At 62.0% G+C, this 15,639-nt stretch carries 14 protein-coding genes; 6 read left to right on the forward strand and 8 right to left on the reverse strand.

Going from position 1 to position 15,639, the window contains the following annotated elements:
* Window positions 1-78: 78 nt before the first annotated feature.
* The 4 genes from thiC (at window position 79) to JQ624_RS04755 (ending at window position 4,213) form a co-directional block, all read left to right on the forward strand.
* Window positions 79-1,977 carry a phosphomethylpyrimidine synthase ThiC gene (gene thiC / locus JQ624_RS04740; protein WP_212417683.1) on the forward strand — a complete coding sequence of 633 codons (1,899 nt, stop codon included), beginning with the start codon at window positions 79-81 and terminating at the stop codon, window positions 1,975-1,977.
* Window positions 1,978-2,059: 82 nt separating this feature from the next.
* The gene (locus JQ624_RS04745) at window positions 2,060-2,401 is read left to right on the forward strand and encodes a hypothetical protein (RefSeq protein WP_249129388.1); all 342 of its coding nucleotides are present in this window, start codon (window positions 2,060-2,062) and stop codon (window positions 2,399-2,401) included.
* A 679-nt stretch (window positions 2,402-3,080) separates the two neighbouring features.
* Window positions 3,081-3,365 (forward strand): helix-turn-helix domain-containing protein, encoded by a 285-nt coding sequence (locus JQ624_RS04750; protein WP_212417685.1) that lies wholly within the window; start codon window positions 3,081-3,083, stop codon window positions 3,363-3,365.
* A gap of 389 nt (window positions 3,366-3,754) precedes the next feature.
* Window positions 3,755-4,213 (forward strand): IS1096 element passenger TnpR family protein, encoded by a 459-nt coding sequence (locus tag JQ624_RS04755; RefSeq protein WP_212417686.1) that lies wholly within the window; start codon window positions 3,755-3,757, stop codon window positions 4,211-4,213.
* 170 nt (window positions 4,214-4,383) lie between these two features.
* Here the strand turns inward: JQ624_RS04755 and JQ624_RS04760 are convergent, their stop codons facing one another.
* A complete protein-coding gene (locus JQ624_RS04760; protein WP_212417687.1) occupies window positions 4,384-4,608 on the reverse strand; it encodes a DUF6429 family protein in 225 nt (74 codons plus the stop codon).
* A gap of 1,191 nt (window positions 4,609-5,799) precedes the next feature.
* On the opposite strand from JQ624_RS04760, the gene JQ624_RS04765 reads away from it, so the two are divergent.
* Both JQ624_RS04765 and JQ624_RS04770 read left to right on the forward strand, forming a co-directional pair.
* Window positions 5,800-6,303 carry an SPFH domain-containing protein gene (locus JQ624_RS04765; protein ID WP_212417688.1) on the forward strand — a complete coding sequence of 168 codons (504 nt, stop codon included), beginning with the start codon at window positions 5,800-5,802 and terminating at the stop codon, window positions 6,301-6,303.
* 245 nt (window positions 6,304-6,548) lie between these two features.
* The gene (locus JQ624_RS04770; protein ID WP_212417689.1) at window positions 6,549-7,649 is read left to right on the forward strand and encodes an alkene reductase; all 1,101 of its coding nucleotides are present in this window, start codon (window positions 6,549-6,551) and stop codon (window positions 7,647-7,649) included.
* 195 nt (window positions 7,650-7,844) lie between these two features.
* Here the strand turns inward: JQ624_RS04770 and JQ624_RS04775 are convergent, their stop codons facing one another.
* From JQ624_RS04775 to glpD, 7 genes are all read right to left on the reverse strand, one after another.
* Entirely contained in the window at window positions 7,845-9,641 is a 1,797-nt protein-coding gene (locus JQ624_RS04775) for an ABC transporter substrate-binding protein (protein ID WP_212417690.1), read from the reverse strand.
* 74 nt (window positions 9,642-9,715) lie between these two features.
* Window positions 9,716-10,042 (reverse strand): DUF2160 domain-containing protein, encoded by a 327-nt coding sequence (locus JQ624_RS04780; protein WP_212417691.1) that lies wholly within the window; start codon window positions 10,040-10,042, stop codon window positions 9,716-9,718.
* A gap of 68 nt (window positions 10,043-10,110) precedes the next feature.
* Complete coding sequence (locus JQ624_RS04785; RefSeq protein ID WP_212417692.1) at window positions 10,111-10,917, reverse strand: carbohydrate ABC transporter permease; 807 nt, start codon at window positions 10,915-10,917, stop codon at window positions 10,111-10,113.
* Entirely contained in the window at window positions 10,917-11,819 is a 903-nt protein-coding gene (locus JQ624_RS04790; protein WP_212417693.1) for a carbohydrate ABC transporter permease, read from the reverse strand. Before JQ624_RS04790 ends, JQ624_RS04785 begins: the two co-directional genes overlap by 1 nt.
* Entirely contained in the window at window positions 11,819-12,904 is a 1,086-nt protein-coding gene (locus tag JQ624_RS04795; protein WP_212417694.1) for an ABC transporter ATP-binding protein, read from the reverse strand. Before JQ624_RS04795 ends, JQ624_RS04790 begins: the two co-directional genes overlap by 1 nt.
* A 12-nt stretch (window positions 12,905-12,916) precedes the next feature.
* The gene (locus tag JQ624_RS04800; RefSeq protein WP_212417695.1) at window positions 12,917-14,056 is read right to left on the reverse strand and encodes an ABC transporter ATP-binding protein; all 1,140 of its coding nucleotides are present in this window, start codon (window positions 14,054-14,056) and stop codon (window positions 12,917-12,919) included.
* Entirely contained in the window at window positions 14,053-15,597 is a 1,545-nt protein-coding gene (gene glpD / locus JQ624_RS04805) for a glycerol-3-phosphate dehydrogenase (protein WP_212417696.1), read from the reverse strand. The genes JQ624_RS04800 and glpD overlap by 4 nt, the downstream gene beginning before the upstream one ends.
* Between the last annotated feature and the right edge of the window lie 42 nt (window positions 15,598-15,639).

Genomic DNA, 15,639 nt, shown 5'->3' on the forward strand with positions numbered 1-15,639 from the left:
GGTGGCAGTGGATTGCTTCGTCGCTTCGCTCCTCGCAATGACGGAGAAAACAATCAGAGATACAACGGAGGATACAGTATGAACATCCGCTCCAATCCCGACACCACCCTTCCCGCCGTCACCACCGGGCCCCTTCCCTCCTCGCGAAAAATCTTCGCCGTCCCCGATGCCGCGCCCGACCTGCGCGTGCCCTTGCGCGAGATCATTTTGAGCGAAGGCGCCGGCGAGCCGAACCTGCCGGTCTACGACACCTCAGGCCCCTACACCGACCCGACTGTGACCATCGACGTCAACGCCGGCCTGTCGCGCAATCGGCTGGCCTGGGTCAAGGAGCGCGGCGGCGTCGAGGAATATCAGGGCCGGGAGATCAAGCCGGAGGACAACGGCAATGTCGGCGCCTCGCATGCCGCAAAGGCCTTCACCGCGCACCACAAGCCGCTGCGCGGCCTCGACGGCCACAAGATCACCCAGCTCGAATTCGCCCGCGCCGGCATCATTACAAAAGAGATGATCTACGTCGCCGAGCGCGAAAACCTCGGCCGCAAAAAGCAGCTCGAACGCGCGGAAGCAGCTCTCGCCGACGGCGAAAGCTTTGGCGCCGAGGTGCCCGCCTTCATCACGCCGGAGTTCGTCCGCTCCGAGATCGCGCGCGGCCGCGCCATCATTCCCTGCAACATCAACCACGCCGAACTCGAGCCGATGATCATCGGCCGAAACTTCCTGACCAAGATCAACGCCAATATCGGCAACTCCGCCGTCACCTCGTCGGTGGAGGAAGAAGTCGACAAGATGGTGTGGGCAATCCGCTGGGGCGCCGACACCGTGATGGACCTCTCGACGGGCCGCAACATCCACACCACGCGGGAATGGATTTTGCGCAACGCGCCGATCCCGATCGGCACCGTGCCGATTTACCAGGCGCTGGAGAAGTGCGAAGGCGATCCCGTCAAGCTGACCTGGGAGCTCTACAAGGACACGCTGATCGAGCAGTGCGAACAGGGCGTCGACTATTTTACGATCCACGCCGGCGTGCGCCTGCCCTACATCCACCTCACCGCCAACCGCGTCACCGGCATCGTGTCGCGCGGCGGCTCGATCATGGCGAAGTGGTGCCTGGCGCATCACAAGGAGAGCTTCCTCTACACCCATTTCGACGAGATCTGCGACCTCATGCGCAAGTATGACGTCTCGTTCTCGCTCGGCGACGGCCTGCGTCCCGGCTCGATTGCGGACGCCAACGACCGCGCGCAATTCGCCGAACTGGAGACGCTCGGCGAACTCACCAAGATTGCGTGGGAAAAAGGCTGCCAGGTGATGATCGAAGGCCCCGGCCACGTGCCGATGCACAAGATCAAGATCAACATGGACAAGCAGCTCAAGGAGTGCGGCGAAGCCCCGTTCTACACGCTTGGACCGCTGACCACGGACATCGCGCCGGGCTACGACCACATCACCTCAGGCATTGGTGCGGCCATGATCGGCTGGTTCGGCTGCGCCATGCTCTGCTACGTGACGCCGAAGGAGCATCTGGGCCTCCCCGACCGCAACGACGTCAAGGTCGGCGTCATCACCTACAAGATCGCCGCCCACGCCTCCGACCTTGCGAAGGGCCACCCCGCCGCGCAACTCCGCGACGATGCCCTTAGCCGCGCCCGCTTCGACTTCCGCTGGACCGACCAGTTCAACCTCGGCCTCGATCCGGACACCGCAAAAAGCTTCCACGACGAGACGCTGCCGAAGGAAGCCCACAAGGTCGCGCACTTCTGCTCGATGTGCGGCCCAAAATTCTGCTCGATGAAGATCACACAGGACGTGCGGGATTACGCAGCGACGCTGAACGATCCGGCGAGTGTCGGGATGTCGGTGTCGGGCACCATCGAGGATGGCATGGCGGCGATGAGCCAGAAGTTCAAGGAGATGGGGAGCAGCGTGTATCTGGATGCGGAGAAGGTGAAGGAGAGCAATCGGGTGTTGTAAGGCAGACGCATTCACCTAGACCGCAATGACCCACGATCTGACGGGTGTCTGGGACGGCACCTTCGTTCAGCCGCAGGTTGGAATGGTCACGTTTCTGGCGACGCTCATCGAGTCCGGTGGCGCGCTTGCAGGGAACGTGACCGAACCCTGCATCACGCCCGGTTGCCCGATGAGCACTCACAACGCTTCGATTGCCGGTGATCGGTCCGGCAGCGCGGTCTCGTTCGTCAAACGTTACGAGCCGCCCGGCTACGGCTATGACACGGTCTTTTATAGAGGCGTGGTCAACGCCGAGGCGACGGAAATCGATGGCCGCTGGAGCGTGCCCGGCACGACGGCCTCCGGAACGTTTCTGATGGTGCGTTCGAGCAAGCCTGCAGAAGCGGTTGCAGCGGAAGAACGGACCAAGGAGCCGGCGCGGTAGCGTGTGGCCGGGATGCGCAGAGCGGCGACGCTGAGCGATCCTGCTGGCATCGGAATGTCGGTAAGCGGCCCATCGAAGGCGGCGGCATGGCGGCGATGAGCGCCAAGTTCAAGGAGATGAGGTCGAGCGTGTATCTGGATACGAAGCAGGTAAAGCAGGGCAATCGGGTGTTGTGAGAGACTGCTAAGACGCACTGCAAGCCGACCGCGCACCTTCATGCGGATGGTTAGAATCTACTCACCTTCACGACACCGATGGGAGCGCGCTCCAGCGTAGCCGCTAAATAGCAAGCGTAGCCCGGATGAGCGCAGCGACATCCGGGGTCAAACCGTCCCGCATATCGCTACGCTCATGCGGGCTACGGCTCTGAGCTGGCTGCGTCGCTCCCCGCGCACAAATCTCGATACGTGCCCGCTACGGATCCCATCAACAACGAAGCGCGGTGCTATGGCCCCCTGCGTTCGCAGCGACGACTAGAAACTGCAAGGTCGCGCCGACACATCTATCTGCCTGCTGTCGGGCATATACTTCAGGGTGTGGCAAACCGCCGCCAAAACCTTTCCGTGCCTTTTAACCTTTCATTAACCAAACGCGCCCACCCTCCCTCTGCGGCAGGGGGCCGTTGATTCCTGATGTTTCTGCTCCGCGTTTCGGAGCAAGCGTCGATCGGGAGGTGTTGATGCCCCAAGAGTATCTTGGTGACGTGTACCTTGGCGCGGACTGTGTTCCCGTGCCCGAGATTCCGCTGTCGGATTCTCAAGCCCTTTCACCCCACCAGATCGTGCCGATGCTGATCGGCTCCACGGTCGAGGCGATCGAGCGCGAACTCGTGCTGCAGACGCTGGCGCGCTGCCACGGCAATCGCACCCACGCCGCGCGCGTGCTGGGACTTTCGGTGCGCACGATGCGGAACAAGATCCGGCAGTATGCGACTGACGGCGTCGACATTCCCGCGCACAGCTAGGTCGAGCACGTTTCGCGGTCACTTGGGTTGCGCGTTCGCGCAAGCCATCGGCTTTGCTTGCGCTGGCGCGGCTGCGGCACCATCAACTCAACGAAGCAAGCGTAGCCCGGATGAGCGCAGCGACATCCGGGACTATGTCGAGAAAATCTCCCGCTACGAATGGCTGAAATGGTGACGAGCCAGTTGTCGACAACCAGCACATAGGGCGGATTAGCGAAGCGTAATCCGCCGTTGTCGCGCAATAAAAATGGCGGGTTACGCGGAGCCTGTCATCGGGCGCGCATTCGCGCGACCCGCTGGCTGAGCCATCCTACAAATTCCAGCGCTTGAGCAAAGCTCTTTCCCGCGCCTATTCTCTGGCGCAGCAGCAAGCGTAAGTGAGGTTCGAGATGGCCGGAACGGATACTTTCATTTTTCGGGCGGCGCTCCAGGGCAGCGCGTCGATCTATCGGGACATCGAACTCGACCCTGCAAAGTCGCTGTACGTGCTGGCCGAAGCCATCGTCTCCTCGTTCAATTTCGATTTCGATCACGCCTTCGGCTTCTATACCGGGCTCACTCTCGCCAAGATGCATAAGACATTTCCCAAATACGAGCTGTTCGCGGATATGGGCGATGCCGCTCCAGGGGTGCTCGGCGTCAAGAAGACCAGAATATCGCAGGCTTTCCCGGAAGTCGGGCACACAATGCTGTTTCTGTTCGACTATGGCGACGATTGGCTGTTCCGGGTCACCCTGCGCACAACCGGAAACAAGAGCGCCAAGGCCCGGTACCCGCGCATCGTTGCAACGCGTGGCGAGGCTCCTGAGCAATACCCTGCCGATGATGACGACCCGGACGAGCTTTAGGATCAATCCCCTCACGGGCGAAAAAATATGATTTGAAAAACAGCGAAATCGCAGGATGGGTCATCGACGCGTCCGCCGTGACTCCAGGCCCGAGGCGGAACGCAACCCACGCTTGGCAACCGGAAAGATGATGGGTTTCGCTTCGCTCTACCCATCCTACCCCTCGCCGCCTATTCCTCGAACATCTCCTTGAACAGCCGCTTCGCCCGCTCCAATCCTTCATCCGTGAAAACCACTGACTTCACCTTGCCGACGGGATCGTCGATCATCCCTTTTTCGTGCAGGCGGCCGAGCACGTCCCAGTCAAAGCCTTTCCATGCCCGGTAGCCGTGGTGCAGGGTCAAATAGAGCAGAGCCAATGCCGTGTCGTCGATCTTGTCCTTGTTGATGGTCATCGTGAACCTCTTATCACGTGATGTTCGCGGCATCCTATTCCGGCGTGCGCGAGAGGCAATGGTGTGGCGCGGTCCGATGCCGACAAGGCTTCGCAGGGTGGGCAAAGGCGCAATTGCGCCATGCCCACCATTTGGCACCGTGTCGCGATGGTGGGCACGCTTCCGCCTTCGCTCTTCGAGCTACGGCGAGACAAGTTCGCTTTGCCCACCCTACGCGCCCGCGCGCTGCGGGCTGATTTGCTTGCCGCACAAGCGCAAATCCTGTGCACGGTCTGCGACCAATTGGCACGACGGGCAAATCACCCAAAACCTGTCCAGCCCTTCGCGCAAAAATATTCCGCTTAACGCGCAGGCCAAATCAGCCGCATAACTCCGCCGTCTCACCCGATGAGAGGGGCGGCTCGCGATCGTCACGAACGCGCGGTGGGATGCGGTGGACGCAAGAGCTGCGACTGACGTGTGTGGCTCGAGCGTACGGTGAAGTCGTGTGGTCCTGATGTCGCGGTGCTGGCATTAAGTTCGCGGGAGGCCAAGCTTCTCGCGGGTGACGGTGGCAAAAGAGCCGTTCGCCGGGGAGAGCACGAAGTAAGCCGTAAAGCCACTGCGCAGGGAAGGCCGGGATGCTCCGCCTGTACCTGTACGCTCGTGTGCGCGTTCCTTGTGCGCAATTGCACACGAGACCGCGGGTGCAGCGTGCACCCGGTCTTCCCTGCGCCCTCTGTTCTCCAGGAGGGACAAACGAAGATGCAAACCTCGGGCGATCAGCGTCGCGAGCATGCGCAGGCTTGTTCAGCCGTCATTGCGAGTGGCTCGCAATGACGAGCAGAAAGTTTGTAGCCCGGATGAGCCGCGGGGGACGTCGGTCAACGGGCCCAAACCGCCCCTCCCGAAAGCCGCGGGCGAAGGAGAACAATCGGGCATCCCAATGGCTCTATTTAAAATGCAAATGACTGTGCACAGCGCGATTATTTTTTTGCTTACCCGTTCTGATTGAAATGCGGATGACTTAATTTCGACGTACGATCGGCCAAGGAATAGCTGGCATCGCGGCGTCGCCAACGAGATAAAAAACATGGCGGGGGAAGGGAAAACGTGGGTGAACTTCTGGGATCAATAGCATTTTCCTTGATCGTCATCGCCGTGATCGCTGGTGCCTGGGCCTGGATTTCGACGCTGTTCAGGAAGGGGATCATGGCGCTGATCGGCTTCGATCGGGTCTGTGTGCAGCAGTTCGAAACCGTCCTGCTCTACCGGAACGGCCGGTTTGAAAAAGCCCTGCCCCCCGGCCGGCACCGGATCCGCGCCGGCAGCCGCCAACTGGCGCGGGTCGACAGGCGCCCCGAGGTGTTTCGATTTACGCAAGGCGCCGTTTCCGCCGACCGGATTGCGGTCAACCTCGTCTATGTCATCAGGACTCAAATCATCGACCCCAGGGCCTCCTTCGAAAGCACCCAGAACTATCGCGACGAGATATCCGTCCGGCTGCAATCGGTCGTGAAGGCGGTATGCAGCCGCAAACCTCGCCTCGAAATTCAATTGGACCACCAAAACTTCAGCAACGGCGCGCAGAAGGCCGCCAGCCAGGTGCTGCGCGCCATCGGTTGCGAATGCCTGACATTTGAACTGCTGCAGGTCGATTCCGCTGGGCCCATCGTGGAAATGGACAACAGGCGAATGGGATTTGCGGCGGAATAGTTTCTGGCGCGGCAACGGTGCCATTCGGCTGCCAGCGCGCCGGCCGGCAGGCCGCCCATGCCACGCTGCGCCTGATTGACGAATGAATCATCCTGCGTCACGCGCCTGCGCCATGGCTCGACACCGCCCGCATCGCCGGGATCGGGCGCAGCTCCTCTGCGCAAGCCGAATGGCTTCCGGGATTGCGAGAATTGCCCGCAATGCCCAACTGTCCCCCTATCGTCATCCATCCGGACATATCAGACATGAGCCAGACCAAACTGTTCGAGCCCTTCAAGCTTGGCCCGATCACGCTTCCGAACCGCCTCGTGATGGCGCCGCTGACCCGCAACCGCGCGGTGCCGCCCGGCATGGTGCCGAGCCCGCTGGCGGTCGACTATTACGGCCAGCGCGCCTCGGCAGGGCTTCTGATCACCGAAGCCAGTCAGGTTTCGCAGCAGGGCCAGGGCTATCAGGATACGCCCGGCATCTATTCGAAAGAGCAGGTCGCAGGCTGGCGCAAGGTCACCGACCGCGTGCACGAAAAAGGCGGGCGCATCTTCATCCAGATCTGGCATGTCGGCCGCATCTCGCACGTTACGCTGCAGCCCGGCGGCGGCAAGCCGGTGGCGCCATCCGCGATCCGCGCCAAGGGCAAGACGTTCGTCAACGGCACCTTCACCGATATCTCCGAGCCGCGCGCGCTGGAGCTGTCGGAGATTCCTGGGATCATCGAGGATTTCAAGCGCGGCACCGAGAACGCGCTGGCGGCCGGTTTCGACGGCATCGAGATCCACGGCGCCAACGGCTATCTGCTCGACCAGTTCGCCAAGGACGGCACCAACAAGCGCACCGATGCCTACGGCGGATCGATCGAGAACCGCGCCAAGCTGATGCTGGAAGTGTCCAAGGTGGTGGCCGCCGTCGCCGGCCCCGAGCGCACCGGCATCCGCATCTCGCCGGTGACGCCCGCCAATGACGTCTCCGATTCAAATCCGCAGCCGCTGTTCGATTACATCGTGGACGGGCTCAACGCGCTGAAGCTGACCTATATCCACGTCATTGAAGGCGCCACCGGCGGCCCGCGCGACAACGCGCCGTTCGACTATGCCAGCCTGCGCAAGCGCTTCAGCGGCGCCTATGTCGCCAACAACGGCTATGATCTCGATCTCGCAACAACAGTGCTCGAGGCCAACGCCGCCGACCTGATCGCATTCGGAAAGCCGTTCATCTCCAACCCCGACCTGGTCGAACGCCTGAAGAAGGGCGCACCGCTCAACCCGTTCGACAAAGCGACGTTCTACGGCGGCGGCGCGAAGGGATATACGGACTATCCGACGCTCGAGGCTGCGCAGGCGGCGGAGTGAGAGCGCGACGTCCTCTCCCCGTCATTGCCTGCGACAAACGCAAAGCGTTTGCGCAAGGGAGCAAAGCGACGAAGCAATCCATGCCTCAGCAAGCGGCGAGATGGATTGCTTCGCTCCGCTCGCAATGACGGCAAGAAAAAAGGCCGGGATCGCTCCCGGCCTTTCGTTGTTTTGCATCACTCGTAATCGCGAAGCCTATTTCGCCTCGGCCCGCTTCGGCGGGGTGGCCGGCCACGACTTCACCAGCGTGTCGTAGTCGACGGTTTCGCCCTTCGGCTTTTCGTTCGCCAGCTTGCGCTGGGGAGCGATGTTGCCGTCCTTCGCGGACTTGGCGAACCAGAACTCGGCCGTCTCCTTCTTGTTCAGCTTCGGCCCGCAGGCACCCTGCACGCCGGACTTCTCAAGACGTTCGAGCACCGAGTCCTGCGCTGCTGCCAGCGCATCCATCGCCGCCTGCGGCGTCTTCGCACCGGACGACGCATCGCCGATGTTCTGCCACCACAATTGCGCGAGCTTCGGATAGTCAGGCACGTTGTTGCCGGTCGGGGTCCACTGCACGCGCGCGGGCGAACGGTAGAACTCGATCAGGCCGCCGAGCTTCGGCGCACGCTCGGTGAACGACTTGTCCCAGATGTCGGATTCACGCACGAAGGTGAGACCGACATGGCTCTTCTTCAAGCTGACCGTCTTGGAGTTGATGAACTGCAGATAGAGCCAGGCCGCCTTGCGGCGATCGGGCGGGGTCGACTTCAGGAGCGTGGCCGAGCCGGCGTCCTGGTAGCCGAGCTTCATGCCCTCTTTCCAGTACGAGCCGTGCGGCGACGGCGCCATGCGCCACTTCGGCGTACCGTCCGCGTTCACGACTGCGATGCCCGGCTTCACCATGTCGGCGGTGAAGGCGGTGTACCAGAAGATCTGCTGGGCGATGGCGCCTTGCGCCGGCACCGGACCTGCTTCGGAGAAGGTCATGCCTTGCGCCTGCGGCGGGGCATACTTCTTCATCCAGTCGAGATATTTGACGATCGAATAGACCGCCGCCGGGCCGTTGGTGTCACCGCCGCGCTCGACGGACGAACCGACGGGACGGCAGCCTTCCATGCGGATGCCCCATTCGTCGACCGGCTTGCCGTTCGGGATGCCCTTGTCGCCGTTGCCGGCCATCGACAGCCAGGCGTCGGTGAAACGCCAGCCGAGCGAGGGATCCTTCTTGCCGTAGTCCATGTGGCCGTAGATCTTGACGCCGTTGATCTCCTTGATGTCGTTGGTGAAGAACTCGGCGATGTCTTCATAAGCCGACCAGTTCACGGGAACGCCGAGGTCGTAGCCGTACTTGGCCTTGAACTTGGCCTTGTAGTCCGGATTGGAGAACCAGTCGTAGCGGAACCAATAGAGGTTCGCGAACTGCTGGTCGGGCAGCTGATAGAGCTTGCCGTCCGGGCCGGTGGTGAAGGATTTTCCGATGAAGTCGTTGACGTCGAGCTGTGGGTTGGTGACGTCCTTGCCCTCGCCGGTCATGTAATCCGACAGGATCACGGTCTGGCCGTACCGGAAGTGCGTTCCGATCAGGTCGGAATCGTTGATCCAGCCGTCATAGACGTTCTTGCCGGACTGCATCTGGGTCTGCAGCTTTTCAACGACGTCACCTTCCTGGATCAGATCGTGCTTGACCTTGATGCCGGTGATTTCGGTGAAGGCTTTCGCCAGCGTCCGGGATTCATACTCGTGCGTCGTGATCGTTTCCGACACGACGTTGATTTCCATGCCCTTGAACGGCGCTGCGGCTTTTTCGAACCACTGCAGCTCCTTCAACTGGTCGGCCTTCGACAGTGTCGAGGGCTGGAATTCGCTGTCGATCCACCTCTGATTGACGGCGTCGTCCGCACGGGCGGGTGCGGCAATCGTCACGGAAGCCGCGATCAGCGCAGCCGCGCTGGTCATCGTCAGAAAGCTCTCCTTGGTCAAGGGACCGTTTCTTCCTCTCAAGCGTCGCATGTTGGATCCTCCGGTTGCAGCGACAAAAACAAACTCAGGCCCGGGTTGATCCCGGATCTGCTCTTTTTCGCTTCCTAGACGGTGCGGAAAATCGCAACGGCCGATAGAAGCGAAATCACGGTTGCGAGCCACAGGCTCGATATTTCAACGCCCTCTCCGATCGGAAGCGTCAGAAGCGGGTCGATGCCGACAAATGCGATCCACAACAGATGGATAACGGCGGCGAGCACCAGCGAAATGAACAGCCGGTCGCCGCGCGTGGTCGGAATGCGCAGCACGCCGACGCGTTCGGCTTCGGGATAGGCGACCGCAAGCCACGTCATCGCGCCGAGCGTCAGCGCCAGCATCACGAAGAAGATCGCGGTCGGGAGCGTCCAGGCCATCCATGCGATGTGTTCCATGTGCGTTAGCCCTCACGCCTGCGCATGATCTCGTCCGAAAACCGGTGCCCACTTTTCGGGATCATGCGCTACACCCGTCCCAGCGCAAAGCCGCGCGCGATGTAATTGCGGACGAACCAGATCACCAGGGCGCCGGGGATGATCGTGAGCACTCCGGCCGCGGCCAGCAGGCCCCAGTCCATCCCGGAGGCCGAGACCGTGCGCGTCATGATGGCCGAGATCGGCTTGGCGTTGACCGAGGTCAACGTGCGCGCCAGCAGCAACTCGACCCAGGAGAACATGAAGCAGAAGAACGCGGCGACGCCGATACCGCTCGCGATCAGCGGCACCAGGATCTTGACGAAGAAGCGCGGGAACGAATAGCCATCGAGGAACGCAGTCTCGTCGATCTCGCGCGGCACGCCGGAGACGAAGCCTTCGAGGATCCAGACTGCCAGCGGCACATTGAAGATGCAATGCGCGAGCGCGACCGCCCATGGCGTATCGAACAGATTGATCGCCGAATAGAGATTGAAGAACGGCAGCGCGTAGACCGCCGCCGGCGCCATGCGGTTCGACAGCAGCCAGAAGAACAGATGCTTGTCGCCGAGGAAGCGGTAGCGCGAGAAGCCGTAGGCCGCCGGCAACGCCACCGCGATCGAGATCACGGTGTTGATCAGCACATAGGTCAGCGAGTTGGTGTAGCCGGAATACCAGCTCTCGTCGGTGAAGATGCGCTTGTAGTTTTCCAGCGTCGGCTGGTGCGGCCACAGCGTCATGGTGGTGACGATCTCGGTATTGGTCTTGAAGCTCATGTTGACGAGCCAGTAGATCGGCAACAGCAGGAAGATCAGGAACAGCGAAATGATAAGGCGGCGGCCGGGAATCGAATTCATCACGCGCCCCCTGGCTTGACGGGACGCTCGGCCCCGGCGTTGGTCATCACGGTGTAGAAGATCCAGCACACGATCAGGATGATCAGATTGTAGACCAGCGACAGTGCCGCGGCCTTGCCGAGGTCGAACTGCCCGAGCGCGATCTTGACCAGCTCGATCGAAACGAAGGTGGTCGAGTTGCCGGGGCCGCCGCCGGTCACCACGAACGGCTCGGTGTAGATCATGAAACTGTCCATGAAACGCAGCAGCACCGCGATCAGGAGCACGCGATTCATCTTCGGCAACTGGATCGCCTTGAACACCGCCCAGCGCGAGGCGCCGTCGATCTGCGCCGCCTGGTAATAGGCGTCGGGGATCGACTTCAGCCCGGCGTAGCACAGCAGTGCCACGAGGCTGGTCCAGTGCCACACGTCCATCACGATGACGGTGGCCCAGGCATCGAACTCATTGGAGACGTAATTGTAATCGAAGCCGAGGCCGTTGAGCGTATAGCCGAGCAGGCCGATGTCGGGCCGACCGAAAATCTGCCAGATCGTTCCGACCACGTTCCACGGGATCAAGAGCGGCAGCGCCAGGATCACGAGACATACGGCGACGGTCCAGCCCTCGCGCGGCATCGACAGCGCCACCACGATGCCGAGCGGCACCTCGATCGCCAGGATGATGGCGGAGAACAGCAGGTTGCGGCCGAGCGAGGCCAGAAAGCGCCCGCCGAGATCGGTCGAGGGATCGAGCAACTCCTTGAACCAGCCGACGCCGTTCCAGAAAAACTGGTTGTTGCCGAACGTGTCCTGCATCGAATAGTTCACGACCGTCATCAGCGGCAGGATCGCGGAGAACGCGACCACCAGGAATACCGGCAGCACCAGGAACCAGGCTTTCTGGTTGATGGTCTTGTCCATCAGGCTACCCCCTCGACCAGACGGCTGTCGGCATAGACGTGAACATGGGCGGGATCGAACACGAGCCCGACCGAGTTGTCGGGCACGGAAAATCCCGGCGGCACGCGGGCGGCGAATTTTGCATCGCCGATGCGAACGCGGGCGAAGCGGACGCGGCCGAGATCGTCGATGCGCTCGATCGTGGCCGACAGCAGGCCGGATGCGGGAGCGGCGACGTTGACGAATTCCGGCCGTACGCCGATCTCGATCCTGGCGCCCGCCGGCAGCACGCCATAATTGCGGTGCAGGCCGATAACGTGGCCATCGATGCGCGCCTCGTGTCCGCTCACCACGGCAGGGACGATGTTCATGCCGGGCGAACCGATGAAGTAGCCGACAAAAGTGTGCTCGGGCTTGTCGAACAGCTCCGCCGGCGTGCCGCTCTGCACCACGCGGCCGTCATGCATGACGACGACGGTGTCGGCGAAGGTCAGCGCCTCGGTCTGGTCATGGGTGACGTAGATCATCGTCAGGTCAAGCTCGCGGTGCAGCGCCTTGAGTTTTGAACGCAACTGCCATTTCAGCTCGGGATCGATTACCGTCAGCGGCTCGTCGAACAGCACCGCGGCGACGTCGGAGCGGACGAGGCCGCGGCCGAGCGAAATCTTCTGCTTGGCGTCAGCCGTCAGGCGCGTCGCTTTACGGTCGAGATAGAACGTGAGGTCGAGCAGATCGGCGATCTGCCTCACCCGCGCGTCGATCTCGTCTTTCGGCACACCGCGGTTTTTCAGCGGGAATGCGAGGTTCTGTCCGACCGTCATGGTGTCGTAGATCACCGGAAACTGGAACACCTGCGCGATGTTGCGCTTCTGGGTTGACAGCGGTGTGATGTCGGCGCCGTCGAACAGGATTTTTCCGCGCGACGGCGTAACGATGCCGGAAATAAGGTTGAGCAGCGTGGTCTTGCCGCAACCGGACGGGCCGAGCAGCGCATAGGCGCCGCCCTGCCGCCAGGTCATGGTCACCGGCTTCAGCGCAAATGATTCCACCGGCGCGTCATTGCCGCCGTAGGAGTGCGCGAGATCAACGAGGTCAATGCGGGCCATGTCGCATCTCCCTCAATTGCTTTTATTTTTTGACGCGTTTTCTTCACGCGAACCGCTACGCACTTCGCTTGAAAACGCTGCATTCGGCGCCGCGACCAGGCGGTCGGCGGCGTCGAACACGAAAACATTGTCGGGATCGAGCACAGCATCGAGCACATGGCCGGGCTCGTATTCATGCACGCCCTGCAGCACCGCGACCCAATTGGAAGCGTCGCGGTTGAGATGCACGAAACTCTCGGAGCCGGTGATCTCGGTCACCGTCACGGTGGCGTGGAACGCATGGCGGCCGGCGATGCCGTTGGCCACTTCGAGCTGATGGGCGCGGAAGCCGACGCGATAGGGGCCGTCGGCGAGCGATGCGTAGAGGCCGGTGGCCGGCGCCTGGATGCCGCCGGCATATTGTACAGAGCCGTTCTTTTTCTCGATGCCGACGATGTTGAGCGGCGGATCGGAGAACACCTGCGCCACCCGCAGCGTATCGGGCTGGCGATAGACTTTTGACGTATCGCCCGCCTGCAAGACCTGGCCTTCCCACATGCAAACGGTATTTCCGCCGAGCAACAAGGCTTCAGAGGGCTCCGTGGTCGCATAGACGAAGATCGCCCCCGACGCCTCGAAGATGCGCGGCAGTTCGGTACGCAACTCCTCGCGCAGCTTGTAGTCGAGATTGGCGAGCGGCTCGTCGAGCAGAACGAGGTCGGCGCCCTTGACCAGCGCACGCGCGATCGCGGTGCGCTGCTGCTGGCCGCCGGAAAGCTGCAGCGGCGTGCGCTTCAGATAGGGCTCGAGCCGCAGCAGTTTTGCGGCTTCCTGGACGCGCCGGTCGATCTCCTCGCGCGGCCTGCCCTGCACCCGCAACGGCGAGGCGATGTTCTCATAGACCGTCAGCGAGGGATAATTGATGAACTGCTGATACACCATCGCGACCGAGCGTTGTCGCACGTCCACAGCCGTGACATCCTTGCCATCGACCAGCACGCGGCCGCTCGCAGGTTTGTCGAGACCGGCGAGCAGACGCATGATCGATGTCTTGCCCGACAGCGTCGGTCCGAGCAGCACGCTCAGCGTGCCGCGTTCGAGCGTCAGCGAGACATCGCGAATGGTCGGGATGCCGTCCACGGTTCGCGTGACATGTTCGAGCGTGACGCTCACGGTCGCCCTCCCGCTTCACGCAAGGGACGCTCGCCGGGGGTGCGATGGGTTTTGATCCACTCGTCGAGCGCGGCAATTTCGTCTGGCGACAGCCGCAACCCGAGCTTGGACCTTCGCCATACCACATCATCGGCGGTGCAGGCCCATTCGTTCGACATCAGGTACCTGACTTCGCTCTCCGTCAAGGTGGCGCCGAACGACTGGCCGAGATCGGCCAATGATTTCGCGTTACCGAGCAATTTTGTCGCACGCGTGCCATAGGCATGCGCGAGCCGGTTGGCATGCGCCTTATCGAGGAACGGGTATTCCCGCATCAGTTCCGCCGTCAGCGCGGCGACCGCCGAAACATCCATGTCGCCGCCGGGCAGCGGTGACTTGCCGGTCCAGCCTTCCTTGGCTTTGGCGCTGCGCAAGTATGGCGAGAGCCGCTCCAGCGCTTCCTCGGCGAGCCGCCGATAGGTCGTGATCTTGCCGCCATAGATCGACAGCAACGGCGCGCCACCGGGCGTATCGAGTTCGAACACGTAATCGCGGGTCGCAGCTTTCGCTTCGCTGGCGCCGTCATCATAGAGCGGCCGCACGCCGGAATAGGTCCAGACGACATCCGCAGGCAGCACAGGCTTTTTGAGGTATTCGCTGGCCGACGCGCAGAGATATTGAATCTCCTCAGGGCTGGCTTTCACCTTGGCCGGATCGCCGTCGTAATCGCGATCGGTGGTGCCGATCAGGGTGAAATCGTCCTGATAGGGAATGACGAAGATGATGCGGCCGTCGGCGTTCTGGAACATGTAGGCGCGGTCGTGCGCATAGAGCTTGCGCACCACGATGTGGGAGCCCTGCACCAGCCGCACTTTTGCGCGCGCGTTGACGCCCGAACCCGACGAGAGCACCTGTTCGACCCAAGGGCCGCCGGCGTTGACCAACGCGCGCGAGCGAATGGTAGTACGCTCACCGCTCATGGTGTTCTCGACGGTGACCTGCCAGATACCGTCGACCTGACGGATCTCGACCGCGCGCGAGCGGGTGTGGATTTCGGCGCCGCGATCGGCGGCGTCGCGTGCGGTGAGCACAACGAGGCGCGCGTCATCGACGAAGCAGTCGGAATATTCGAAGCCCCTGGTGTAGCGGTTGGCAATCAGAGGCTTGCCTACCTCGTCACGCGCGAGATCGACCGAGCGGGTCGGCGGCAGCAGATGACGGCCGCCGATATGGTCATAAAGAAACAACCCCAGCCTGAGCAGCCAGGCCGGACGCAATCCGGAGTGGTGCGGCAAAACGAAACGCAACGGCCTGATGATGTGGGGCGCGATCTGCCAGAGGATTTCGCGCTCAATCAGCGCCTCACGGACCAGCCGGAATTCGTAATATTCGAGATAGCGCAGCCCGCCATGCACCAGCTTGGTCGACCAGGACGACGTTCCGCTCGCCAAGTCATTCATTTCACAAAGGAAAACGGAATTGCCTCGGCCCACCGCATCGCGCGCGATGCCGCAGCCATTGATGCCGCCTCCGATAATGGCGAGGTCGAATACCCTGTCCACCAAACGCTTCCCCGGCGACCGCCTCTTCACTTCGGCGATTTC

Origin of the sequence: Bradyrhizobium sp. AUGA SZCCT0283, assembly GCF_018130385.1 — a bacterium.
Taxonomy (GTDB): Bacteria; Pseudomonadota; Alphaproteobacteria; order Rhizobiales; family Xanthobacteraceae; genus Bradyrhizobium.